Source organism: Halovibrio sp. HP20-59 (assembly GCF_033052795.2).
Classification (GTDB): domain Bacteria; phylum Pseudomonadota; class Gammaproteobacteria; order Pseudomonadales; family Halomonadaceae; genus Vreelandella.
Map to the genome: position 1 here is coordinate 46608 of NZ_JAWJUW020000012.1, position 23311 is coordinate 69918.

Consider the following 23311-nt stretch of genomic DNA (forward strand, 5'->3'; position numbering starts at 1 on the left):
GCATGCTAAGCTGGCCTGTCAAAACGCTAGGTTGGGTTGTGTTATTGATAACACAACTGGGTAACGCACACGCGGTAGCGGGGAGCTGGAGTACACAGGTCCCCGGGCTGATGGTGGCGATGAGTGATCGGGCCAGCGCCACACAAGAGGTCGCGCCACCGGCAGCGGCCAACGTAGAGGCCAGCCAGATTGAACGTGTTCAGTGGCAGTTTCAGTACCCTCCCGGTGCGCGCTTAAACGCCTGGCTGTGCCACCCAGAGCAGTGTGTTGCGTTAACCGGGATGCGTGGTTCTACCCGCGCACTAGCGGGACAAGTAGCCGATGCGCCGTTACATTTTCGCTTCGCCTTACACCCAGGTCAGCGGCCTGTTCGGGTGCAGGGGTTGCAGATGATTGTGAACTATCAGTGAAGGCTGTTTAGCCGCGAGGCGAGAGAATGTACACAGCACAGGGTAGGATCAAACAAAGCGAGCTATTGACGCAGTATATGCCCATGGTGCGACGTCAGGCCTTGACGCTACAGGTCCGATTGCCCGCCAGCATTGAGCTCGATGACCTTATTCAAGCGGGGATGGTGGGGTTGCTGGAAGCGCTTGGTCGTTTCGATGCCAACCAAGGCGCCACCTTCGCCACCTTTGCCAGCCAGCGTATTCGTGGCGCGATGATGGACGAGTTGCGCACCCGTGACTGGCTGCCGCGCAGCGTGCGCCGTTCAGCACGTGCGGTCGATGGCGCTGTTCGCCAACTAGAGCAGCAGCTAGGGCGGGCACCGGAAGAGCAAGAAATTGCCCAGCACCTTGAGATGCCGCTGAGTGAATACCAACAGCTTCTCAACGACACTAACAGCGGCCAATTATTGCCTTTTGAGGAACTGGTCGCTGAGGGTGGAGAGCCCATCAACCATGAGCCGGGTAACTCGCCGTTTGAGCAATTACTGGATGGCCAGCAGCGACAAACCTTGGTTGACGCGATTGAAGCGCTGCCCGAACGTGAAAAGCTGCTAATGGCGCTGTACTACCAAGAGGAGCTTAACCTCAAGGAAGTCGGCGCGGTGCTTGGCGTGACGGAATCGCGCGTTTCTCAACTGCACAGTCAGGCCGTGAGTCGTTTACGCGCGCGGTTACACGACTCGTTGGAATAGCAACTTTTACTCACTTGTGACCGGCAAGGAACCGTGAATGAACCCTTCAACGTTGATTGGCATCTTTGCCAGCATATTACTGCTGGTTAGCGTGCTGTTTTTTACCGCAGAGTCTCCCGAGAGCTTTGTCAATTTACCGGGCCTGGCGATCGTGATCACCGGCACCTTGGCGGCTACCTTTATCAGCTACCCGCTGAGAGAAGTGCTGCGCGTCGTGCGCTTGGTGGGGTTGGTGTTTCGGCGCGAAAATACCTATATGCGCGACGATATCCGCGAACTGGTGGATATGTCGCGGCTTTGGTTTAAAGGCGACGTGCGGGCAGTGGAGCGCGAGCTTGAGCACACCCGCAACCCTTTCCTGCGCACCGGGATACAGCTGGTCATTGCCAACACCAAGGAAGACGAAATTTTTGACATGCTGCGCTGGCGGATTGCCCGCCTTAAAGCCCGCGAACATGCCGAAGCGCAAATATTTCGCACCATGGCCACCTACGCGCCCGCCTTTGGCATGATCGGCACCCTGGTAGGGCTTGTGAACATGCTGGAAGTGATGGATGCGGGCGACCTGCAGGTTATCGGACCGCGCATGGCGGTGGCGCTGCTCACTACCTTCTACGGTATTTTACTCGCTAACTTAGTGTTTAAGCCGATCGCCGTAAAACTAGAGCGCCGCACCGAAGAGCGTCTGATCACCATGAACATGGTGCTCGAAGGAATCTCGCTGATTACCAAGCGTCGGTTACCGTCGTTTATCGAAGAGACGCTCAACTCCTTCGTCGCCAACTACCACGATGAAATTCGGGATAATAACGTCAAGCCGAGACCTGATTCTTCGGTGAGCTCGGCAGCGAAGGGATAGCTATCATGTTAGACCGTGATACCCGTCATGCTCTGGAAATACCGGTCTCGGCCAGTGAGGATGATGGTTGGCTAACCAGCTACCTGGATGTATTGACGCTGTTAATCACGCTGTTTGTACTGCTGCTTTCACTGACCCCGCCGGGTGGCGGTGAAGCCGCCGATACGGCGTTCATGCGTAGCGCCAGCGCTGTGTCATCACTGCCGCTGGCGTCCCTGGCCACCGGCATACAGCCGCGCCACGAAGGATTGCAGCCGCAGTTTTCAGGGCTCAATATCCCCGGGGTGAATGTTTCGCAAGGGCGCGAAGGGGTCACGTTGCGAATTGATACCAGCCTTCTGTTTCCCAGTGGCCAAGCCGTGCTCACTACCCAGGGGCGAGGCGTTGTAGAAAGCCTGATTGAGGTGCTGGCCAGTTTTGGCGGTGAGATCTCAGTGGAAGGCCATACCGACAGCGTGCCTATTTCAACGGCCCGCTTCCCCTCTAATTGGGAACTTTCAGCCGCTCGGGCGATTGCCGTTGTGCGCCATTTAGAGCGCCAAGGGTTCGACGTTTCGCAGACCCGGGCCGTAGGCTACGCCGATACTCAGCCCATAGAAGCAAACGCAACGGCAGCTGGGCGAGCGGCCAATCGGCGTGTGGAGCTGTTGCTTAGGCAGCAGGTCGAAGGCGAATAGCCGAGGGCGCTTTAAGTCGTTGACCCGCTGCCTTCACACTGGCTAAGCATCCGGTTAATTGCCGCGTCGGCGCCTTGCAGGCTAAAGGTCATGTACCACGGTTCCCGCTCTTGTTGGTCAAAACTGATAAACAGCTGCTCGCCTTCACGCATACCCGCCATCAGCGACTGCATGTCAGTTAAGTAAAAATGCGCATAAAAGCCGTCATCGCCGCGCTCGGTGATAAATTCCGCCATGGTGTCGATCACCGGCTGTTGATCAATACGCAGCCGGGCGGGCACTAGGTTTACCGTACGGCTCTCCCCCTGGTGCTGTTCAAGGGTGACGCGCATTTCCAGCCAGGGTAAGTCGCAAACTCCTGCGGTAGCATTCAGGCTCAGCGTGGCGTCCGAGTAACTGTGGGTTTCTATCGCGCGGTAGTGGCGTTCGTCCCCCAGTGAGAGCACCATTGACTGCCAATGGTCGTGGCTAACCACATCGTCGTTATTAAACGTGGCGGCGTTAGCCATGGGCGCTATGACCATCAATGAAACGGCCACTGCCATTGTTCTTAACATCGTTACTAGCATAGTGATTAACCCAAATCCTCAGTGTATAGCGAGTGCGAGATTGGCAGAAGAGTAACGCGCTGATTTTTCTATATCTGGTAGAAAAATTCCCAAAAATAGCCGCATATTGTGTAAAGCCGTGTCTATACTGCACTCCAACGCCATCAAAAGTGCGCCTGTTTGAGCGCTATTGTCACCCCGTTGTGAAGGAGTTTTGCGACATGAGCACCGCTGCTAAGGCTGTGAAGACTTCGAATGATGTCCCGATGCAGGCCCCCTCGCGGGAGATTTGGGATGCCAAATACCGCCTTAAAGATCGCCATAGCCAACCTGTCGATCAGGATGTCGGCGCCACGTTTGAACGGGTTGCTCGCGCCCTGGCAGCGGTCGAAGGTGATAAAGCCGAAGAGTGGCTGCCTAAATTTCGCTGGGCGTTGGAAAACGGCGCCATTCCCGCCGGGCGTATTCTTTCCAACGCGGGCGCTGAGGCCTACAAGCCCGCGGTGAGCCTGATTAACTGTACCGTCTCGCGCACCATTCGTGACTCGATGCGCGATATTCTCGATTCCGTCGTCGATGCGGGCATGACGCTGAAATCCGGGGCTGGTATCGGCTACGACTTCTCGACGCTGCGCCACAAGGGTGCCTTTGTATTTGGCGCTGGTGCGGGCACTAACGGCCCGCTGGCGTTTATGGATATCTACGACAAAATGTGCTTTACCGTGGCTTCTGCCGGTGGCCGCCGTGGTGCCCAAATGGGCACCTTCGATGTCGGCCATCCGGATGTGCACGAGTTTATTCAGGCTAAGCGCGAAGCGGGACGTCTGCGTCAGTTTAACCTTAGCTTACTGATCACCGACGAGTTCATGGAGGCAGTGAAAGACAATACCGACTGGCCGCTGGCCTTTCCGCTACACCCCGGTGAGAAAGACGACGTTAAAGCGGAAGACCTGATCTACCGCGACTGGCCGGTGGTTGAAGAGGGCTACACGGTGGATGCCGAAGGCCGCGTCGCCTGCCGCATTGTCGAAGTGATTAAAGCGCGGGAGTTGTGGGACACCATCATGTCCTCCACCTACGACTACGCCGAACCCGGCTTTATCCTGATCGACCAGGTTAACCGCATGAACAATAACTGGTTCTGCGAAGATATCCGTGCGACGAACCCCTGTGGCGAACAACCCCTGCCGCCGGAAGGTGCCTGCCTGCTAGGCTCGGTCAATCTGACCAAGTTTGTGATTGACCCTTTCGGTGCCGAGCCGCGCTTTGACTGGGAGCGCTACCGCAAAGTGGTCGCGATCTTCACCCGTATGCTCGATAACGTGGTCGAAATTGCCGGGCTTCCGCTACCCCAGCAGCAGCGCGAAATTGAAGCCAAGCGCCGCCACGGGATGGGATTTTTGGGCTTGGGGTCAACGCTCACCATGCTCAAAATCCCTTATGGCTCTAAGCAGTCGCTGGTGTTCACCGAGGAAGTCAGTCGCCATTTAGCGATAGAAGGTTGGCAACAGGCACTGGAGCTCTCTAAAGAGAAAGGCATGGCACCCGTGCTTGAGCAGGAGCACACCATTACGCCCAAAATGCTGCGTGAGCGGCCACAGCTGGCCAATGATGGCTACGAAGTGGGCGATCAGGTGCCGGGGCGTATCCTGCACGCCCGTTATAGCCAGTACATGGCCCAAGTGGCCGCGCTTGAGCCGGAGTTGGTGGCTGCGCTTTCCGAGCACGGCGCGCGCTTTACCCACCACAGCTCGATTGCACCGACCGGGACGATTTCGCTGTCGATGGGTAACAATGCGTCCAATGGCATTGAGCCTTCGTTCTCGCACCGGTACTTCCGCAATATTATCCAGTCGGGTAAGAAAACCAAGGAACAGGTCGAAGTCGTCTCCTTTGAGCTGGCCGCCTACCGTCACTTTATTGCATCTGATGCGGTGGACAGCGATCTACCCGATTATTTTGTCACTGCCGATGCGGTCTCTCCCGAACAGCATGTGGCCGTTCAGGCTGCCGCCCAGCACTGGGTGGATTCGGCGATCTCGAAAACGGTCAACGTACCTACCGAGTTTCCCTTTGAACAGTTCCAGGACCTCTATTTGCAGGCCTATGAAAGCCGCCTAAAAGGGTGCACTACCTTTCGCTTTAACCCCGAAGCTTTCCAAGGCGTGCTGGTGCGCGAAGACGACCTCAAAAATACCACCTATGTATTTGAGCTGGAAAACGGCGAAACCCTTGAGCTTACCGGGGATGAGACGGTGATTTACGACGGGGAAGCGCATAACGCCGCTAACCTCTTTGATGGCTTAAAAGAAGGCACCTACGGCAAATGGTAGCGGTGGGCTGCGCTGACGAATACACCTCTGACTAACTTGGCATTGCCGTCGCTTTGTGGAGAACACTATGGCTGTAGAAATTACTTCAAAAATAGTGGGTTATCGTATCAAGCAGAAGGAGCCGGCCGCGCCCGCTGCTGAGCTGCAGGATGAAAACCCGCTGACGGTGCGCATTCCGTCGCGCCCGGAAGGCACCCTGGAAGCGGTGTCCGAAAAGATCTCTTACGTGGGCGCGGAGGGGCGCAAGAAAGTCTATCTGCTGGTGTCATTTATGCCGGTGGAGGGGGTTATCGGTGGCAAGCGCGTGGTGATCGAGCGCCCGGTGGAGTTCTTTTTTCCGTCAGGGCAGCTCTCCAGCGAACACCAGTGGATCACCGCCACCATGCGCAATCTCTCGCTAGCGGCCCGCGGCGGTTATGCCACCCAGGCGGTGGCGGACCTGCGCAAAGTGGCCTGGGATAAAGGCTTGGTACGCTGCGGGATGAATCGCTGGAACAAACCTATGTTCCACGATTCGGAAGTCGCGGCGATTGCCTGGTCGATTCAGCAGATCCTCTATCGTCGCGGCTTTTTGGATCAGGACGGTAATCAGGTGCCGGTTGAGCAGTTGGTCGAGCGCTACGCTCACCGCATGACTCATGGCCACGCCTGGCAGCCCAGTAGCGATGAAAATAGCGCCGATGCAACCGTGGGAGCAGACGCAGTAGCGCCTATCAGCGGAGCGGCCGCAGCGCAAAAAAAGCCTGAAGGCAGTGGCCCGGCCATTGTGGGCCACTGCCCCGAGTGCCGCGGCGAGCTCATCATGATGGATGGCTGCCCCACCTGTTACGCAGGCTGTGGTTGGTCAAAGTGCGGTTAGGCTATTTCGCCTAACAGTGGTCTAACGTTGTCGGTGAGGTAGCAGTCGTCGAACTCACCTTCGGTCGCCAGCGCCGCCAGGTCGGGAATGGTAACGTGATGGCGGTCACGAAAGACCAAGCCATCTTCGCTCAGTGACGTGAAGGTGCGGCTCACATGCACCGGGCTTAAGCCAAAGATATCAGCAAGTTGCTCTTGGGAAAGGGGCAGTCGAAACTGGCCGCTAATATCGACGTTGGTTTGGCGCAGCCGCAGGTACATCTCATGGAGAAAATGCGCTACTTTTTGGCGAGCGCTGCGCCGAGCCAAGTTGACCAGCCGTTCGGTAAGCAGCGCCTGCTGGCGACTACCGATGGCAAACATTACCGACGTTAGGGTCAGCGACTGGCGGAATATGTCTAGCATGCGCTTATGGGGGAAGTGGCAGATTACGCCATCGTCAATCATGCGCACGTTCTCAAGCCGTTGCGAGAAGGCAAACTCGCGCAGTCCAATAATATCGCCTGGCAAAAAGACTTCGAGGATTTGCCGGTTGCCATTTTCTAAGTGGCGGTAGGAGTAAGCCCAGCCGCTTTTTAGCGTGCAAAACTCGTTGGCCGCATCGCCCATCTCCCAGAGCAGTGTGCCTGACTTGATCTCAGTGGGGCCGTTCTCAAGCGTAATAAGTAGTTCTTTTTCCTCCTCGGTTAACGAGCAGTAGTGACTAAAGTGTTTAATAATACAGCTTTTTTCGTGGCCCACGGCTTACCCCTCCAGTAGAGGATTGCATAATATTGCTAACTATTCTCTGTTCGCTACTATAAACACAGTCATCGTCTTTTGTGTTGGCTATCTAGACTTAAATGCGTGGTTATTTAGTCTGGGGTGAACTCTCACTCACCCCAGCTATATTAGCGTTTAGCCGCGCGTTTTTGGCTGCGCGCCAGCAGTGGTGCTAAGAAACGGCCGGTATGCGAAACGTCCTGCTTGGCGATCTGCTCTGGGGTGCCTTCGGCAATAATCTGCCCGCCGCCGGAACCACCTTCGGGGCCGAGATCGACAATCCAGTCGGCGGTTTTGATCACGTCCAAGTTGTGTTCAATCACCACGATAGTGTTGCCGTGATCGCGCAGGCGGTGGAGGACCGTTAGCAGCTGGCGGATATCCTCAAAGTGCAGGCCGGTGGTCGGCTCATCCAAAATATACAGCGTCTTGCCGGTGTCGCGTTTGGCCAGTTCACGGGCAAGCTTAACCCGCTGCGCTTCGCCACCGGAAAGCGTCGTAGCACTCTGTCCCAAACGAATGTAGGAGAGGCCTACATCAAGCAAGGTTTGCAAACGCCGGGCGATGGCGGGCACGGGGCTGAAGAATTCAAGCGCGTCTTCCACGGTCATAGCCAACACTTCGTGGATGGTTTTACCCTTGTAGTGGATATCCAGGGTTTCGCGGTTGTAACGCTTGCCTTTACAGACGTCGCAGGGCACGTAGATGTCGGGTAGAAAATGCATCTCAACCTTGATCATACCTTCGCCCTGGCACGCCTCGCAGCGCCCGCCTTTGACGTTAAAGCTAAACCGGCCAGGCTTGTAGCCCCGCGAGCGCGCCTCTTGAGTGCCCGCAAACAGCTCACGAATCGGCGTAAAAATACCCGTATAGGTCGCCGGATTGGAGCGCGGCGTGCGGCCGATGGGGCTCTGATCAATATCGATCACCTTATCCAGCTGGTCGAGCCCTTCGATCTTCTCGTAGGGCGCGGCGGTCAGCGTGGTGGCGCGGTTGAGTTCGCGGGCGGCAATCGGCATTAGCGTGCCGTTAATCAGCGTCGACTTGCCGGACCCAGAGACACCGGTAATGGCAATAAATAGCCCCAATGGCAACGACAGCGTTACGTCTTGAAGATTATTGCCAGTGGCGCCGCGTACCACCAGCTGCTTTTCCGGGTTGCCGGGAATGCGGTAGGGGGGCACAGCAATTTCCCGCGTGCCGGAAAGATATTGGCCGGTCAGCGAGTTAGGGTTGTCCATTACGTCTTTAGGCGTGCCCTGGGCGACAATTTCACCGCCGTGAACGCCAGCGCCGGGGCCAATATCCAGTACGTGGTCGGCAGCGCGAATAGCCTCTTCGTCGTGTTCTACCACAATCACGGTATTGCCCAAATCGCGCAGCCGCTCAAGGGTTTTTAACAGACGGTCGTTGTCGCGCTGGTGCAAGCCAATTGAGGGCTCATCAAGAATGTACATGACGCCGACCAGGCCCGCGCCAATCTGGCTGGCCAGGCGAATGCGCTGCGCCTCACCGCCGGAAAGCGTGTCGGCGCTGCGCTCCAGGTTGAGATAGTCCAGCCCCACGTTAACCAGAAACTCCAGCCGGGCATGAATTTCGTGGACGATTTTATCGGCGATCTCGCCTTTACGTCCCGGCAGTTTCAAGTCGGCAAAGTAGCGCCAGGCATCGCCGATAGGGAAGCGCACGATCTCGGCGATATTGTGGTCATCGACATAAACGTGGCGCGACTCTTTACGCAGCCGTGTGCCGCTACAGGTCGCGCAGGATTGCACGGCGATGTACTTGGCCAGATCATCGCGCACCATATTGGATTCGGTTTCCCGGTAGCGGCGCTGCATGTTGGGCAGCACGCCCTCAAAGGCATGTTCACGGGTCACCTTGCGGCCGCGGTCGCCGACGTAGACGAACGGAATCGTCTCGTCGCCGCTGCCGTTGAGAATAATTTCTTGCTCGTGACGGGCAAGCTCATTCCAGGGCGTTTCTAGTTCAAAGCGGTAATGCTTGGCGAGCGCCTGCAGCTGGGTAAAGTAGTAAATGTTGCGCCGATCCCAGCCCTTGATCACGCCTTCGGCCAGTGAAAGCTCCGGGTGGCTGATTAACTTCGCGGGGTCGAAGTACTGTTGGACCCCCAGCCCGTCGCAGGTGGGACAGGCGCCCGCTGGGTTGTTGAACGAGAACATGCGGGGCTCAAGCTCGGCTAACGAGTAGCCGCACACCGGGCAGGCAAAGCGTGACGAGAAGGCGATATCCTCATGGCCACCGTCCATGAAGTGAATCATGGCGGTGCCGTCAGCAAGATTGAGCGCCGTTTCAAACGACTCTGCTAGCCGCTGAGCCAGGTCATCGCGCACTTTGAAGCGGTCAACCACCACGCTGATATCGTGCTTTTTGCGCTTATCCAGCGGGGCGATGTCGTCAAGCTCCAGCACTTGGCCGTCGATCAGCGCGCGCACAAAACCTTGGGCGCGCAGTTCTGCCAATAGCTGTAAATGTTCCCCTTTACGGCCTTTGACCACCGGCGCCAGCAGCATTAGCTTGGTGCCTTCTTCAAGATTCATCACCTGATCGACCATCTGCGAAATGGTCTGGGCTTCAAGGTCTTCGCCGTGCTCGGGGCAGCGAGGCGTGCCTGCACGGGCAAACAGCAGGCGCAGGTAGTCGTAAATTTCGGTGATGGTACCCACGGTTGAACGCGGGTTGTGGGAGGTAGACTTCTGCTCAATAGAGATCGCAGGCGAGAGCCCTTCGATGTGATCCACATCGGGCTTTTCCATCATCGACAGGAACTGGCGCGCATAGGTGGAAAGCGATTCCACGTAGCGGCGCTGCCCTTCGGCATACAAGGTGTCAAACGCCAATGACGATTTACCCGAACCCGAAAGGCCGGTGATCACAATCAGCTTGTTACGGGGCAGCTCCACATCGATCTGCTTGAGGTTGTGGGTGCGGGCACCCCTGACCAGAATGCTGTCCATCAACACCTCGAATCGCGCGGCAAAAGCGTGATTATACGTTTGCGGAGCCCCTCCCGGCAAAACCGCTTTCATAACCCTGTATAACATGCGGCAACCTGAGCCGTTTCCAGCGCCCGCCCAAACCGCTAGAATAGACAACTGTCTTAGGCCATGCTTATCCATCCAATATTTATTCTTCATCATACACAGGGGCATTATGCGCAAGGCTTTAGCACTTTTGCTGGCCTCTGAACGTCGTGCAATCAGCGGGTTAGCCGGGCTTTATGCATCGCGCATGCTGGGGCTATTCATGGTGCTGCCGGTGTTGGCGCTGTATGCCGACACGCTTGAGGGCGCTACCCCGCTATTGGTGGGCGTGGCGCTGGGTATCTATGGATTAACCCAGGCAACGCTGCAAATTCCTTTCGGCTTACTGTCGGATCGCATTGGCCGTAAGCGGGTGATCGCCATGGGGCTGGTGATTTTTGCCCTGGGCAGCGTGGTGGCGGCGCTCTCCGATACTATTGCCGGCGTGATAGCCGGACGAGCGCTGCAAGGCGGGGGCGCCGTCGCGGCGGCTATTATGGCGTTGCTAGCGGATCAAACCCGCGAGGAAGTACGCACCGCCGCTATGGCCACCATTGGGCTCTCTATTGGAATGTCATTTGCCATCGCCATGGTGCTGGGGCCATGGCTTGCTGCCTGGGCGGGGCTTGCCGGAGTGTTTGGCTTTACCGCGCTGTTGACGCTGGTGGGTTTACTGGTGCTATGGCGCTGGGTGCCAGCTGCGCCCCGGCGGCGACGCCATCGTGATGTGGGCATGGACCGCCAGCAGTTCAAAAGCGTGATAACCCGCCCCGATTTATGGCGGCTGGACGTCTCGATTTTCGCCCTGCACCTGGTACTGATGGCGATCTTCGTGGCGGTACCTTTTCGGTTGCTCAACGCGGGAGTTGCGATTGAGTATCACGGGCTGGCGTATCTTGGCATTATGGCGCTGTCGTTTGTCGCCATGGTGCCGTTGATTTTCGTCGCGGAAAAAAAGCAGCGTATGCGCTCGATGTGCCTACTGGCAATCGGCGCTATTGTGATTAGTTTAGCCGGGCTAGGGTTGCCACTCTCGCCAAGCTACTGGCTCTTTGTATGGCTGTTTGTATTCTTCACGGGCTTTAACTTGCTGGAAGCCACGCTACCTTCCATGCTCAGCAAGCTGGCCCCGGCGGGCGCCAAAGGTACCGCGATGGGGGTGTACTCCACCAGCCAGTTTTTAGGCGCTTTTTTAGGCGGTACGCTAGGCGGCTTATTGGCGCATTACGGTGGCCTCAACGCGGTCTTTATTGGCTGTGCTGGGCTGGCGTTGTGCTGGTGGGTGGCTATGTGGTGGATGCCTGCACCGCCGCCTTTATCCAGCGAAGTTGTCGTGTTGCACGATACCCAGGCCGACGCGCTTGAGTTGCTGATGGAGCGCTTAGCTGATGTCGTCGGTGTCGAAGACGTGATGGTGGTGCCGGAAGAGCGCTTGGTATATCTAAAAGTGAACCGTCAACAGCTTGATCAGGCGGCGTTGAACAAACTGATGGCACCGCCAAAATCTTAACCCAGCGAGACCGTCAACGCGATTCTGGCTGGTTACTAACCCTATTAAACATTGAGTAAAGGAGCACCTTATGGCTCGCGGTATTAACAAGGTCATTTTGATTGGTAACCTCGGGCAGGACCCTGAGGTGCGTTTCACACCCAGCGGCACCGCCGTGGCAAACTTAAATTTGGCGACCACCGATACGTGGATGGATCGCCAGAGCGGCCAGCGTCAAGAGCGCACCGAATGGCACCGCGTGGTGATGTTCAATAAAACCGCTGAAATCGCCCAGCAATACCTGAAAAAAGGCTCTAAAGTCTATATTGAGGGGCGTTTGCAAACCCGCAAGTGGCAGGATCAGAACGGTCAGGATCGTTTCTCGACGGAAATCGTCGCCAACGACATGCAAATGCTGGATGGCCGCAGCGGTGATTATCAGGGCGGTGGGGCACCGCAGAATAACTATGCTCAGAACGCTCCGGCCCAAAATAACCAGGGTGGCGCGCCTCAAGAGGCAAATAACTACCCCGGCGGTCAGAGCTCGCAGCCGTCTCGCCCCGCGCAACCAGCGCCGCAGCAGGGTAATCAAGCTCCCCAGCCCAACCAGCAGAACAACAGCTACGGCGCGCCGGACCCGGGTAACTTTGATGACTTCGACGATGAGATCCCGTTTTAGCGCGACAAGGAGAGACCGTCGTGAAACTGTTGATATTGGATGCCGGACACTGCTTAAGTTTGGCCTTGGCTCGGGAAGCAAGCCGTCGTACCGATACGGAGTTGGTGATCGAACAAGGCTCGCTTATTTCGCCGGCGCGCCTTGAGTCGATAGCGCCTGACGCGGTGATCATTCCGCCGCTGGCGCACCCGTTGAGTATGGCGCCCGCGGATGTCACTGCACACGCGGATGCGGTTGATGGCTGCTTAAAAGCCTGCCAGGGGCAGAACGTGGCATTGGTATGGTGCGTCTCTGATCAACTCTACGAAGAGGGGCTGGAAGTCCCCATTGATGAACCTGTGGTGCCTACGCCGCGGGATGATAGCTTGCGCCGTCTAGTGCAGACCGGTGATCGCATTCGCGCGGGATTTCAGCGTCATTTGATCGTACGCCTGGGGCCGTTGTTTGCTTTGGAAGGCAGCCACGCCTGGCTCAATGAAATCATCGATAGTTTAGTGGTCGGCAAAGCGGTGCGCGCGGCAGAAGATGTGATTTTTTGCCCAACATCAGCGGACGCCGTCGCTATGGCGTTGATTGGTATGTTACAACAGCAGGGCTGTGGCGCCAATGCTTGGGGGGCTTATCACCTTGCCGGTACCGAGCCCGTGAGTGACTTCACCTTTACCTCTATGATTCGTACTCAGCTGTTAACCCATCTTGAAGGCCGCGGTGAGCAGGTCTCCCTCGGCGAGGTGCAGCCGCTGACCCATCATCATGATGCCAAGCTGCGTCGCGTTTTAAACTGCCGGCGTGTACTTGATGTCTTCGGCGTTCATCAAAAACCTTGGCGGCTAGAGGTTGGGCGGATGCTCGATACCTGGTGTTTAACCCGCGAGAATAACCGTGTCAGCGATAAAGGAGCATCGGCTTGATAAATGTGGTGCGCAGTTTGGTATTTTACGCGGGCTACTTTCTCGCGATGCTGATGATCGGTATTCTTTTTTTGCCCATCGCGCCGTTTCTGCCCTTGGCGGGCCGCTACCGCTTACTCAACTTGTATAACTACTTTTTGATGGTGTGGTTTCGTATCGCCTGCGGCGTGCGTTACGACATACAAGGGCGAGAAAACCTGCCCAGCGGCCCCTGTGTGATTCAGGCTAATCACCAGTGTGAGTGGGAAACCGTGTTTCTACAGGTAATGATGCCGCCGGTATGTACCGTGCTAAAACGCGAGTTATTGCGCCTGCCCATCTTTGGCTGGGGGCTGCGTTTGCTACGCCCGATCAGTTTAGATCGCTCTAAACCGGCACGGGCAATGCGGCAGGTACTAACCCAAGGCGTTGAGCGTTTGGAAACGGGGCTTTCGGTACTGATTTTTCCTGAAGGAACGCGTGTCGACCCAGGTATCCGCAAGCGCTATAACAAAAGCGGTAGCGTTGTGGCCTGCCGTGCAGGGGTGCCGGTCTTGCCGGTGGCTCACAACGCTGGTGAGCGCTGGCCAGGGCGCCACTGGGTTAAGCGGCCAGGCGTGCTGCGTGTGCGTATTGGTAAGCCGATTGAGACAGCTGGGCGCATGCCCGATGAGGTCCTTGCGGAAGTGGAAGTATGGATCGAGGCGCAGCTACAGGAAATCTCTGAAGTACCGCGACCGACCTCACGCTAACAGCGTTATGTTTTTCCTCTCTTGATACCCAAAGCTGGTGATACAAAAACGGCGCCCAGTGGGCGCCGTTTCGATCAGCTTCATGTTAAGCGTCAGTCGTTAAAGCGCTGGAAGACTAAGCACGCATTGGTGCCGCCAAAGCCAAAGCTATTCGACAGGGCGCGCTCAATGGTCACGTCATCGCGGCGTTCGGTGACGATATCGAAGCCATCGGCCTGCTCATCCAAATCGGTGATATTCGCCGACGCAGCGACAAAGCTGTGCTGCATCATGAGGAGCGAATAGATCGCCTCCTGCACACCGGTGGCCCCCAAGGAGTGGCCGGTGAGCGATTTGGTCGAACTCATCGCAGGCGTCGTGTTGCCAAACACTTCACGGATGGCTTTGAGCTCGGCGACATCGCCTACCGGTGTCGAGGTGCCGTGGGTATTGATGTAATCAATGCTGCCATCAACGGTGGCCATCGCCTGGCGCATGCAACGCATGGCGCCTTCGCCTGACGGGGCTACCATGTCGTGACCGTCTGAGGTTGCGCCGTAACCGACTAGCTCGCCGTAGATTTTGGCGCCACGCGCTTTGGCGTGCTCAAGCTCTTCAAGCACCAGCATGCCACCGCCACCGGCAATAACGAAACCGTCGCGGGCCTGATCATAAGGACGCGAGGCATGTTCGGGGTTATCGTTATAGTGGGTTGAGAGCGCGCCCATGGCATCAAACAGACAAGACAGGGTCCAGTGCTCTTCTTCGCCACCACCGGCAAACACAACGTCCTGCTTGTTGAGCTGAATTTGCTCCATGGCGCTACCGATGCAGTGCGCGGACGTTGCACAGGCAGAGGAAATGGAGAAGTTCACACCTTTGATCTTAAACGGCGTTGCCAAGCAAGCAGAGACGGTACTGCCCATGGTGCGTGTGACCCGATAAGGGCCAACGCGGCGAAGTCCTTTCTCGCGCAGTACGTCAGCGGCTTCCACTTGGTTGGCGCTTGAAGCACCACCTGAACCGGCGATTAGGCCAGTGCGCTCGTGGGATACGTGTTCTTCGCTGAGCCCCGCGTCTTCGATGGCTTGGGCCATCGAAACGTAGGCATAGGCTGCCGCATCGCCCATGAAGCGGCGCAGTTTACGGTCAATGAGTGCGTCAAGGTCAATATCGACGCTGCCGGCTACATGACTGCGGAAGCCACGCTCGGCGTACTCTTCCTTAAAACGAATACCGCTACGCCCAGTTTTGAGCGCGTCCAGGACCTGTCGTTGGTCATTGCCAAGGCATGAAACAATACCAAGGCCGGTGACTACCACTCGTCGCATGGGAGCCTCCTGTTCAGAAATTCGCAGTGGAGGTAAATAGGCCAACGCGCAAATCATTAGCCTGATAGATGTCGCGTCCGTCGACGGTGACTGTACCGTCGGCGATACCCAAAATAAGGCGTCGGGTAATAATACGCTTGATATTAATGCTATAGGTCACTTTTTGCGCATCAGGCAGGATCTGTCCGCTGAATTTGACCTCGCCGCAGCCAAGTGCGCGCCCGCGCCCAGGATGGCCTAGCCAGCCCAAATAAAAACCGACCAGCTGCCACATGGCGTCTAACCCTAAGCAGCCGGGCATAACGGGGTCACCGGGAAAGTGACAATCAAAGAACCACAAATCTGGTGTGATATCCAGCTCGGCGATTAGTTCACCTTTGCCGTGCTCACCGCCTTCTTCGTGAATGTGCTTGATGCGATCAAGCATCAACATGTTAGGCGCCGGAAGCTGTGCGTTACCGGGGCCAAATAGTTCGCCCCGCGAGCAGGCCAGCAGTTCTTCGCGATTAAAGGAATGTTGCTTGATCACTGAATCTTTCCGAATTTCAAATGGTGGTTGGCCGCGTACGGCACTTAGAGCCGATGCATGGCATCGGAGCATAGCACTTAAATCAGCACTCGCGTCTAGCGCCGAGGCACGGCCCGCAAAGCCTAGTCTAGTCTACTTCCCGAAACCGTCGAATGCACGCAACTGGCCATTTATCGCCTGCGCCTACAGTTTTCAGTGGCTTGGCCGATGACACTATAACGACACATTTTGTTCGATAAAGACCAATTATGCACAAAAATTGGCGACTGCAGTAATATAGACGACCGGAGTTTTTCATTAAGCGGCATGATCAGCATGGCGCCTAGCGCTAATTTTTTATCGAAAATGTTAAATAGGATATAGCAAATCACCATGTGGTTGCCCGTTTCTCTTAATCGTCCATTAATTTGGGTGGCGCTGATAGCGCTGCCTGCCTGCGTGTGGTTACCCGATAGCGGCCTACGCTTGGTGGCCGCCCTGTTAGTCGCGCTTGGGCTGGGGAACGCCTGGAAGCAAGTGCGCCAGCAGCGGCTTCGCTTGCAGCTAACGCAAGATACCTTAGGGCTGGCGAGCGATGCGATGGTGATCAGCGATGAGCAAAACCGTGTCATTACCGTTAACCCGGCGTTTACCGACATTACCGGTTACACAGGTCCTGAGGTCCAAGGCGTTAAACTTGAAACCCTGGCTGCGCCGCGTCATGACAAAGCCTTCTACCAAAAAATGTGGGGTACGCTAAAAAGCACCGGCCGTTGGGAAGGCGAAATGTGGAACCAACGAAAAAGTGGCGACGAGTACCCCGAGTGGCTCAAAGTCCGCGCTGTGACCGATAAACGCGGCAAGATTACCCATTTTATCAACCTGTTTAGCGATATTTCGGCACAGAAGGCGCGTGAAAATGACCTGCGCCGTATCGGCTTTGAAGACCCTCTGACCGGTCTGCCCAACCGGCGCCGCCTCCACGACTTGCTGGCTTCTCGACTGCGCCATATCCGTGCGGGGGAAAGCCTGGATATGGCGTTGATAGACATTGATGGGTTTAAGTCGGTCAATGATAGCCTGGGAGTTGAACAGGGCGACCGCTTGTTAGCGCGCTTTGCCCAGCGGCTTACCAGCTATGTAGCGGGAAGTGTGGTGGGCCGCTTGGGGGGCGACGAATTTATGGTCATCCGCACGACTACCTTCGACGATCACGACCAATGGATCGCTACCCTGCGCGAGCACATGAGTCGGCCGTTTGAAATCAATGATCACTCGTTGCGCCTGGGGCTGACGATTGGCAGCTGTCGCGTGCCCGAAGATGGTAACGACTCAGGGGTACTCTTTCAGCGCTTGGAATCGGCGCTCTACAGCGCCAAGCGGCTCGGGCGAAACCTTAGCCAACGCTTTCGTCCTGCGCTAGATAAGCAGGACAACCCTCAATTGGCATTGGTTAGCGACCTACGCGCGGCGCTGATTTCCGGTGATCAGTTAGAGCTACACTTTCAAACCCAGCATCATCCCAGTACCGGTGCGATAGTGGGTATGGAGGCGCTGCTGCGTTGGCGCCACCCACGGGACGGTATGATTTCCCCCGGCGACTTTATTCCACTGGCTGAGCGCCACGGCTTGATGTCGCAGCTGGGCGCCTGGGTGATTGAAAAAGCCTGCGCTCAGCAGGCCCATTGGCGTCATCGCGACATGCCCAAACTGACTATTTGGGTCAATATTTCAGCATTGCAGCTGTTTCAAGGCGATCTGGAAAGCCAGCTAGCGACGTGTTTAAAGCGCTATCAATTATTGCCTTCCCAGATTGGTCTAGAGTTAACTGAATCGGTGTTGCTCGATGAGCGAGCGGGCGAAATGCGGCCGCGCTTGCAGGGGTTGCGCGACCAAGGTTTTGCGATTGCGATTGACGACTTTGGTACAGGATACTCATCGCTTGGCTATCTGAAACGCCTGCCGGTGGATAAAATCAAGCTCGACCGGGCGTTCATTAAAGACTTGCCCCACGATCAAGCCGATGCTGCCATCGTCAAAGCGGTACTAGCGATGGCCGAGGGTATGGGGCTGGAAGTGATCGCCGAAGGCGTCGAAACGAAAGAGCAGTGCCAGTTCTTGGTTACCGCAGGGTGTGTGAGCGTTCAAGGGTTTTACTTTTCTAGACCGACGCCCGCCGATGAGCTGGAAAAACGCCTGGCACCTGTGCCACTCGCTAGCCACTCTGAGTCATAGCTGTCTTAACGGCGGGGATCAGCCGCCTATAATAACGGCTGATCCCCGCGCATAGCGCTGCCCAAATCAACGCCTGAACGGGAAGCAAGCAGGGCGCAAGGCTAACCTCTGCCAGCAACGCGCCGCCATAGTAGGAGAGCGGGCCGCTGACCGCCCCGCAAAGCGCGGCGATCAGCGGGTAACGCCATAACCAGCCCAGCGAGTGATAAACCAGGGTGGCAAACAGCGGCCAAAGCATCCACAGCCACAGTGGTAATAACCCCAGCACGAGCGTTTGATCATTAAAATCAAAGCCTCCCAGTAGCTGCAAGCTGCCGTCAATCACCAGCCCGAGCAGTGCAAAGCCAGCGATAAAGCGCCATTCCCCGGAAAAGCTGCAGCGCCAGAGGTGCCATGCAAGCAGGCTGCTCCCTGCTATGGCTGCTACCCATGAGCCGCCGAGTACGCACAATAACCAGCCAGCTTCAAAACGTAGCGCGTTCAGCACCAACGCTTGCCATTTGCGTGTTGCCATCTAGAGTGCGCCCGTGAGCGGTATCGGCTTAGCCGCTGGTTTAGCCAGCAATAGGTGGCAGGTGCCGATAGAACGCTCTATAAAGCCGCCCTCGCAGTAGCATAAATAGTAACGCCACATACGGATGAAGCGCTCGTCGTAGCCGAGTGCGCGCACCTGCTCCAAGCTGGCTTCAAAACGGTGACGCCATTCGCGCAGTGTACGAGCATAGTGCGGGCCTATTTCATCCAGCGCGACCACATTCAGGGAGGTTTTACGCATCACGCTGTTGAGCATGGCGTGGTGGGAGGGCAGGAAGCCTCCCGGGAAAATGTAGCGTTTGATAAAGTCCATATCGCGTTTCGCCTCTTCGAAGCGCTGGTCGCGAATGGTGATGGCTTGAAGCATGGCCTGGCCATCGTCGGTCAACAGGCTATCCAGCTTATGCAGGTAGGTATCCAGGTACTGGTGTCCCACGGCCTCGATCATTTCTATCGAAATCAATCGGTCAAAGCGGCCGGTCAGCTCGCGGTAGTCCTGCTTGAGCAGAGTGATTTTATCGGCGAGGCCTTCTTCGTGGATGCGGCGTTGGGTATGGGCATACTGTTCTTCAGAAATAGTCGTCGTGGTGACACGGCAGCCGCGGGTTTTTGCGGCGTGAATCGCCAAGCCGCCCCAGCCGGTACCAATTTCTAACAGGTGGTGCGCTGGCTGCACGTCGAGTTTTTCAAGCATCAGGTCGAGCTTGTAGGTAGAAGCTTCTTCCAGGCTGGCTTCCGGGTAGGGAAACACCGCGCTTGAATACATCCAGTGGCTGCGGTCTAAGAAAGTTGAGAAGAGATCGTTACCGATATCGTAATGGGCAGAAATATTGCGTTTAGAGCCGCTTAGGCTGTTGCGCTGAAAACGATAGGTGGCGCCCAGCAGCCAGCGGGCAAAGCGTGCGCTGCCGTTCTCAATATTGCCGTTGACCTGCTCAAGGTTTGAGGCAAACAGACGTATTAGCGCGACAAGGTCATCGGCATCCCAATCGCCGTCCATATAGGATTCAGCCGCCCCAACGGTGCCGCCAAAGGCCAGCCGTTTCCAGGCACGGGAGTGGCGGATCACTACGGTGACCTGCAGTGGCCCCTCTTGGCCCAGGTGGTGGCATTGGTTGCCTTCAATGAGCGTAATGCGGCCACCATTAAAGGTGTCCAGCTTGGCCATTAAGCGAGGTTTTAGCCACCGGGTTAAGCGGTCTTGCTTGGCCGGTTGAATACTGGGCGGGGTAGAACGCAGGGTCGTCACTTTGAAGTCTCCTTGCGCTTGGGGTGGTTATAAACGGGGACGCGCTTAAGCCACAGGCGTAGCGCTTCAAAATGAATACCCGCGATGGTTTTCAAACTCATCCATGGTTGGCGTGCCAAGGTTTTTACCAGCACGGAGCGAGTCGCCGGTAAGCCTTCAAGGGTCAATGTGGCATCGAAGTGGCACTGTTCGTCCTGCCAGTTCTCCATATGCAAAAACAGTTTTTCGCCTGGAGCATTAAATTTCCAGCGATAATCCATGTCCATGGGATTGAAGGGCGAAACGTGCATATCTTTAGCGAAATGCGCTTGATGACTATGCCGTGATGGGTCTACCGCGCTGGCATAACGGGTACGCTCACGCCACGGCATGTTGGTCACTTCGCTCAATACCGCCGCCAGCCGTCCCAGGTGGTCGTAGGCGTAATAGACCGAAATAGGATTAAACATGGCGCCCAGCGTGCGTAGCTGGGTGAGCACGTAGATACGACCGTTGGGGGCGCTGCCAAGCTGACGAATTAACTCTTCGCGCACGGCTGTTTTTAGCGGCCGGTCGACCGGGCCCAGGTAGTCTTCGCGCCGAAAGCGCGCTAGCGCCGGGCGCCGAGCGCTAAAGCCGGGTACCTGATCCAATAGGTCGGGCAGCTCGTCAAGGTCAAACCACGCCATCCACACCCGGTAGCTAAAGGTGTGGGTCTTGGGGGTAAAGCGGCGGTGGCGTAAGGTACCGCGATAAATACGCGAGCGCGGATTGGCGATCATCCCAACCCCTCGACGCCCTGGGGCGTCAGTAGCTCATGGGCCGGCAGCGTGGTCGGAGGCGCAGGGGGCGGGGCAGCCTCATCGCAGCCCAGCGCTTGAGCGACTCTTAGTGCACTCCATACGCCGTCTTCGTGGAAGCCATTGCGCCAGTAGGCGCCGCAAAAGTGCGTGCGTTGTGCGGTGGTCGATATCTCCGCGTGGCGCGCCTGAGCGGCCTGACCTGCCAGGGTGAACTGGGGGTGTGCGTAGCTATAGCGGCCGAGAATTTTGCTGGGATCAATGCTGGCGCTGTCGTTCAAAGTGACGCAAAACGTGGTGTCGCTGTCGATTTGTTGAAGGATATTCATATCGTAAGTGACTGATACCCGCGCGCCGCTATCGCGTTGGTCCAGGCGATAGTTCCAGCTTGCCCAGGCGCGGCGGCGCCGTGGGAGCAGATGGGTGTCGGTATGCAGCACCACTTCGTTATCCTGATACGGCATGGCGCCGAGCACCTCTTTCTCAACGCTGCTGGCGTCGCCGAGCATAGCCAATGCCTGGTCGGCGTGACAGGCAAGCACGACCTGGTCGAAGCGCTGGGTACCAGAAGGCGTCGTGATGTTGACGCCCGCGTGCTCGCGGGTAATCCGCGTCACCGGCGTATTGAGATGAATACGTGACGCATAGGGCGCCGTCAGGCTGGGAATATAGCTTTTCGAGCCGCCGACCAGGGTGTACCACTGCGGGCGGTGGCTAATGGAAAGCAGGCCGTGATTACGGAAGAAGCGCACAAAAAATGCCAATGGAAAGGCGCGTAAGTCGCTGATGCTGGCTGACCAAATGGCGGCGCCCATGGGCAGTAAGTAGCGCTGCTGAAAATCACGGTTGTAATGGTTTTGGTCTAAATACTCGCCCAGGGTCATATCATTGGGTAGCTGCTGGCTGTCTAGCGCTTTTGTGGCCTGTTTGTTAAAGCGCAGGATGTCGCCAAGCAAACGATAGAAAGCCGGGTTAAACAAGTTGCGCCGCTGAGCAAACAGCGAACCTAAGGTATGGCCGTTGTACTCAAAATCCCGCTCTGTTTCATGCACCGAGAAGCTCATCTCGGTAGCTTGTGAAGCGACGCCGAGGGTGGCCAGCAGGCGCTGGAAGTGGGGGTAGGTCCAGTCGTTGAAGACGATAAAACCGGTATCAATTGCGTAGCGGCGGCCTTCGACCTCCACATCCATCGTGGCTGTGTGGCCACCCAGGCGATCATCGGCCTCAAATAGCGTCACCTCGTGTTGTGCTGACAGGTACCAGCCAGCGGCCATGCCGCTAATGCCACTGCCGACAATGGCGATACGTTGCGATGCCATCGACATTATGACGTCTCCTTGGGCGGGCGGGTCAGGCGTAGGCCGATTTGACGCCGCAGGGCTGGCGGCAAAATACCCAGTAATTTGACGATATAGGTAAAGCGGCGTGGAAAATGAATATCTAAACGCCCCTTGATCAGCCCCGCGATAATGGCATCGGCTGCTTGCTCTGCCGTCACCTGCATCGGCATAGGAAAGTCGTTACGCTCGGTGAGTGGCGTCTTCACAAAGCCGGGGTGAATCAAGCTGACGTCGATGCCTTCCTGATCGAGATCTAAGCGCAGCGACTCCAGGAAATAACTCACTGCGGCTTTAGATGCGCCGTAGGCTTCCGCGCGGGGCAGCGCAAGATAAGCTGAGGCGCTTGACGTTGCCGCCAATCGCGCAGGCAAACCTTCTTGTCGCGCTGCGCGTAGTAGCGGCAGGGCAGCTTCAACCCCGTATAAAGTGCCAAACAAATTAGGCGTGAAAACGCGCTCAACCAACGCCATATCAAACTGCTGAGCGTTAAGGTATTCGCAAGTGCCAGCGTTGAAGAGCGCTAGGTTGAGCGAACCCAGGCGCTCTTTAATACGCTGGCCCGCAGCAAGCACCGCTTGGCGGTCGCTAATGTCCAGCGCCAGGGGGTAGGCGTTAGGGTGGTCTTGGCATAGCGCGTCGAGCGCCTCGGCGTTGCGGGCACTGAGCACCACGTGATGGCCTTGAGCGATGAGCTTGCGCGCAAGCGCTTCACCAATGCCAGAGGTGGCGCCGGTTAGCCAAATGCGTTGGGGGGTTGTCCATGTGCTCATAAGATTCTCCTCAAGACCTTACTCCAGCCCTTTCTGTTACACCTGGCCCGCCTAGAGCCCGCACAGAGAGTGTGTGACTTAATCTTGCGACTAAAATAGGCTCACGTGATTAGGCAAGGCGTTTTTTTAACCAGCGAATGGCGCTACCCATCAGCGGTATGTGTTCATAGAGCAGGGCTCCCGCATCAACGTAGTCTCGGTGCCGTTGTACTCTGCCATCGGCAGCAAACGTCAGTGCACTACACCCCTCTACGTTTATCGTACGGCCGCCAGCCAGCTTTGGATGCACGAAGGTCATGGTCCAAACGACAAATGCTTGGTTATCCTTAAGCTGCTGCGTGTGAAAAACAAACTGACAGCGTTCAACGTTTGCATACATGGCGGCCAAATAGGTTTCCAATGCCTGCCGCCCCTCAACGTGATGCAGCGGATCGTCGAATACCACGTCTTCAGTATATACCTCGTATAGTTTTTCTGTACAGGTGTTGTCTAGTTTATTATAAAAGGCACAAAACGCTTCCAGCGCCGCAGGTTCAGCCATAACGGTGACTCCT

At 56.6% G+C, this 23311-nt stretch carries 22 protein-coding genes; 11 read left to right on the top strand and 11 right to left on the bottom strand.

What is annotated here, in order from left to right; all coding sequences use genetic code 11:
• Positions 1-2 precede the first annotated feature (2 nt).
• The 4 genes from RZA33_RS13725 to RZA33_RS13740 are packed head-to-tail and all read left to right on the top strand — an operon-like array spanning position 3 to position 2677.
• Positions 3-410 (top strand): flagellar protein FlhE, encoded by a 408-nt coding sequence (locus RZA33_RS13725; protein ID WP_317508281.1) that lies wholly within the window; start codon positions 3-5, stop codon positions 408-410.
• 26 nt (positions 411-436) lie between these two features.
• A complete protein-coding gene (locus RZA33_RS13730; protein WP_317508282.1) occupies positions 437-1141 on the top strand; it encodes an RNA polymerase sigma factor FliA in 705 nt (234 codons plus the stop codon).
• Positions 1142-1178: 37 nt separating this feature from the next.
• On the top strand, positions 1179-2000 hold the full coding sequence (locus RZA33_RS13735) for a motility protein A (protein WP_317508283.1): 822 nt from the start codon (positions 1179-1181) through the stop codon (positions 1998-2000).
• 5 nt (positions 2001-2005) lie between these two features.
• Positions 2006-2677, top strand: coding sequence for an OmpA/MotB family protein (locus tag RZA33_RS13740; protein ID WP_317508284.1), 672 nt, complete (start codon positions 2006-2008; stop codon positions 2675-2677).
• 11 nt (positions 2678-2688) lie between these two features.
• On the opposite strand, the gene RZA33_RS13745 is transcribed toward RZA33_RS13740, so the two are convergent.
• Positions 2689-3222: a hypothetical protein gene (locus RZA33_RS13745; RefSeq protein ID WP_317508285.1), complete on the bottom strand. Its 534-nt coding sequence runs from the start codon at positions 3220-3222 to the stop codon at positions 2689-2691.
• Positions 3223-3446: 224 nt separating this feature from the next.
• On the opposite strand from RZA33_RS13745, the gene RZA33_RS13750 reads away from it, so the two are divergent.
• Both RZA33_RS13750 and RZA33_RS13755 read left to right on the top strand, forming a co-directional pair.
• Positions 3447-5558 (top strand): adenosylcobalamin-dependent ribonucleoside-diphosphate reductase, encoded by a 2112-nt coding sequence (locus tag RZA33_RS13750; RefSeq protein WP_317508286.1) that lies wholly within the window; start codon positions 3447-3449, stop codon positions 5556-5558.
• A 67-nt stretch (positions 5559-5625) separates the two neighbouring features.
• Positions 5626-6417 (top strand): ribonucleoside-diphosphate reductase, encoded by a 792-nt coding sequence (locus tag RZA33_RS13755; RefSeq protein WP_317508287.1) that lies wholly within the window; start codon positions 5626-5628, stop codon positions 6415-6417.
• On the opposite strand, the gene RZA33_RS13760 is transcribed toward RZA33_RS13755, so the two are convergent.
• Together RZA33_RS13760 and uvrA are read right to left on the bottom strand one after the other, a co-directional pair.
• Entirely contained in the window at positions 6414-7157 is a 744-nt protein-coding gene (locus RZA33_RS13760) for a Crp/Fnr family transcriptional regulator (protein ID WP_317508288.1), read from the bottom strand. The two genes, RZA33_RS13755 and RZA33_RS13760, sit on opposite strands and share 4 nt — an antisense overlap.
• Positions 7158-7306: 149 nt before the next feature.
• On the bottom strand, positions 7307-10156 hold the full coding sequence (uvrA, locus tag RZA33_RS13765; RefSeq protein ID WP_317508289.1) for an excinuclease ABC subunit UvrA: 2850 nt from the start codon (positions 10154-10156) through the stop codon (positions 7307-7309).
• A 196-nt stretch (positions 10157-10352) separates the two neighbouring features.
• Between uvrA and RZA33_RS13770 the strand changes: the two genes are divergently transcribed.
• The 4 genes from RZA33_RS13770 to RZA33_RS13785 all read left to right on the top strand — a co-directional run bounded on the left by RZA33_RS13770 (position 10353) and on the right by RZA33_RS13785 (position 14032).
• Positions 10353-11732 (top strand): MFS transporter, encoded by a 1380-nt coding sequence (locus RZA33_RS13770; RefSeq protein ID WP_317508290.1) that lies wholly within the window; start codon positions 10353-10355, stop codon positions 11730-11732.
• Positions 11733-11802: 70 nt separating this feature from the next.
• On the top strand, positions 11803-12390 hold the full coding sequence (gene ssb / locus RZA33_RS13775; protein ID WP_317508291.1) for a single-stranded DNA-binding protein: 588 nt from the start codon (positions 11803-11805) through the stop codon (positions 12388-12390).
• 20 nt (positions 12391-12410) lie between these two features.
• Positions 12411-13301: a sugar nucleotide-binding protein gene (locus RZA33_RS13780; RefSeq protein WP_317508292.1), complete on the top strand. Its 891-nt coding sequence runs from the start codon at positions 12411-12413 to the stop codon at positions 13299-13301.
• Positions 13298-14032 (top strand): lysophospholipid acyltransferase family protein, encoded by a 735-nt coding sequence (locus RZA33_RS13785; RefSeq protein ID WP_317508293.1) that lies wholly within the window; start codon positions 13298-13300, stop codon positions 14030-14032. Before RZA33_RS13780 ends, RZA33_RS13785 begins: the two co-directional genes overlap by 4 nt.
• 92 nt (positions 14033-14124) lie before the next feature.
• Here the strand turns inward: RZA33_RS13785 and fabB are convergent, their stop codons facing one another.
• Together fabB and fabA are read right to left on the bottom strand one after the other, a co-directional pair.
• Positions 14125-15342 (bottom strand): beta-ketoacyl-ACP synthase I, encoded by a 1218-nt coding sequence (gene fabB, locus RZA33_RS13790; protein ID WP_317508294.1) that lies wholly within the window; start codon positions 15340-15342, stop codon positions 14125-14127.
• 13 nt (positions 15343-15355) lie between these two features.
• The gene (gene fabA / locus RZA33_RS13795) at positions 15356-15871 is read right to left on the bottom strand and encodes a 3-hydroxyacyl-[acyl-carrier-protein] dehydratase FabA (protein WP_146874617.1); all 516 of its coding nucleotides are present in this window, start codon (positions 15869-15871) and stop codon (positions 15356-15358) included.
• Between the two features lie 372 nt (positions 15872-16243).
• Between fabA and RZA33_RS13800 the strand changes: the two genes are divergently transcribed.
• The gene (locus RZA33_RS13800) at positions 16244-18085 is read left to right on the top strand and encodes a putative bifunctional diguanylate cyclase/phosphodiesterase (RefSeq protein ID WP_317508295.1); all 1842 of its coding nucleotides are present in this window, start codon (positions 16244-16246) and stop codon (positions 18083-18085) included.
• Here the strand turns inward: RZA33_RS13800 and RZA33_RS13805 are convergent.
• From RZA33_RS13805 to RZA33_RS13830, 6 genes are all read right to left on the bottom strand, one after another.
• Positions 18066-18599 carry a DUF2878 domain-containing protein gene (locus RZA33_RS13805; protein WP_317508296.1) on the bottom strand — a complete coding sequence of 178 codons (534 nt, stop codon included), beginning with the start codon at positions 18597-18599 and terminating at the stop codon, positions 18066-18068. The genes RZA33_RS13800 and RZA33_RS13805 overlap by 20 nt on opposite strands.
• Positions 18600-19868 carry a cyclopropane-fatty-acyl-phospholipid synthase family protein gene (locus RZA33_RS13810; RefSeq protein WP_317508297.1) on the bottom strand — a complete coding sequence of 423 codons (1269 nt, stop codon included), beginning with the start codon at positions 19866-19868 and terminating at the stop codon, positions 18600-18602.
• The gene (locus RZA33_RS13815) at positions 19865-20629 is read right to left on the bottom strand and encodes a DUF1365 domain-containing protein (RefSeq protein ID WP_317508298.1); all 765 of its coding nucleotides are present in this window, start codon (positions 20627-20629) and stop codon (positions 19865-19867) included. Before RZA33_RS13815 ends, RZA33_RS13810 begins: the two co-directional genes overlap by 4 nt.
• A complete protein-coding gene (locus tag RZA33_RS13820; RefSeq protein ID WP_317508299.1) occupies positions 20626-21972 on the bottom strand; it encodes an NAD(P)/FAD-dependent oxidoreductase in 1347 nt (448 codons plus the stop codon). Before RZA33_RS13820 ends, RZA33_RS13815 begins: the two co-directional genes overlap by 4 nt.
• Positions 21972-22757, bottom strand: coding sequence for an SDR family NAD(P)-dependent oxidoreductase (locus tag RZA33_RS13825; protein ID WP_317508300.1), 786 nt, complete (start codon positions 22755-22757; stop codon positions 21972-21974). The genes RZA33_RS13820 and RZA33_RS13825 overlap by 1 nt, the downstream gene beginning before the upstream one ends.
• Positions 22758-22866: 109 nt before the next feature.
• Positions 22867-23298: a nuclear transport factor 2 family protein gene (locus RZA33_RS13830; protein ID WP_317508301.1), complete on the bottom strand. Its 432-nt coding sequence runs from the start codon at positions 23296-23298 to the stop codon at positions 22867-22869.
• Positions 23299-23311 lie beyond the last annotated feature (13 nt).

Bases quoted from the DNA above. Each gene is read 5' to 3' on its own strand.
- RZA33_RS13755 (WP_317508287.1), top strand. From the start codon at position 5,626: ATGGCTGTAGAAATTACTTCAAAAATAGTGGGTTATCGTATCAAGCAG.
- RZA33_RS13735 (WP_317508283.1), top strand. From the start codon at position 1,179: ATGAACCCTTCAACGTTGATTGGCATCTTTGCCAGCATATTACTGCTG.
- RZA33_RS13770 (WP_317508290.1), top strand. From the start codon at position 10,353: ATGCGCAAGGCTTTAGCACTTTTGCTGGCCTCTGAACGTCGTGCAATC.
- RZA33_RS13805 (WP_317508296.1), bottom strand. From the start codon at position 18,599: ATGGCAACACGCAAATGGCAAGCGTTGGTGCTGAACGCGCTACGTTTT.
- uvrA (WP_317508289.1), bottom strand. From the start codon at position 10,156: ATGGACAGCATTCTGGTCAGGGGTGCCCGCACCCACAACCTCAAGCAG.
- RZA33_RS13745 (WP_317508285.1), bottom strand. From the start codon at position 3,222: ATGGCAGTGGCCGTTTCATTGATGGTCATAGCGCCCATGGCTAACGCC.
- RZA33_RS13825 (WP_317508300.1), bottom strand. From the start codon at position 22,757: ATGAGCACATGGACAACCCCCCAACGCATTTGGCTAACCGGCGCCACC.
- RZA33_RS13750 (WP_317508286.1), top strand. From the start codon at position 3,447: ATGAGCACCGCTGCTAAGGCTGTGAAGACTTCGAATGATGTCCCGATG.
- RZA33_RS13820 (WP_317508299.1), bottom strand. From the start codon at position 21,972: ATGTCGATGGCATCGCAACGTATCGCCATTGTCGGCAGTGGCATTAGC.
- RZA33_RS13730 (WP_317508282.1), top strand. From the start codon at position 437: ATGTACACAGCACAGGGTAGGATCAAACAAAGCGAGCTATTGACGCAG.
- RZA33_RS13830 (WP_317508301.1), bottom strand. From the start codon at position 23,298: ATGGCTGAACCTGCGGCGCTGGAAGCGTTTTGTGCCTTTTATAATAAA.
- RZA33_RS13815 (WP_317508298.1), bottom strand. From the start codon at position 20,629: ATGATCGCCAATCCGCGCTCGCGTATTTATCGCGGTACCTTACGCCAC.
- RZA33_RS13740 (WP_317508284.1), top strand. From the start codon at position 2,006: ATGTTAGACCGTGATACCCGTCATGCTCTGGAAATACCGGTCTCGGCC.
- fabB (WP_317508294.1), bottom strand. From the start codon at position 15,342: ATGCGACGAGTGGTAGTCACCGGCCTTGGTATTGTTTCATGCCTTGGC.
- ssb (WP_317508291.1), top strand. From the start codon at position 11,803: ATGGCTCGCGGTATTAACAAGGTCATTTTGATTGGTAACCTCGGGCAG.
- RZA33_RS13800 (WP_317508295.1), top strand. From the start codon at position 16,244: ATGTGGTTGCCCGTTTCTCTTAATCGTCCATTAATTTGGGTGGCGCTG.
- RZA33_RS13725 (WP_317508281.1), top strand. From the start codon at position 3: ATGCTAAGCTGGCCTGTCAAAACGCTAGGTTGGGTTGTGTTATTGATA.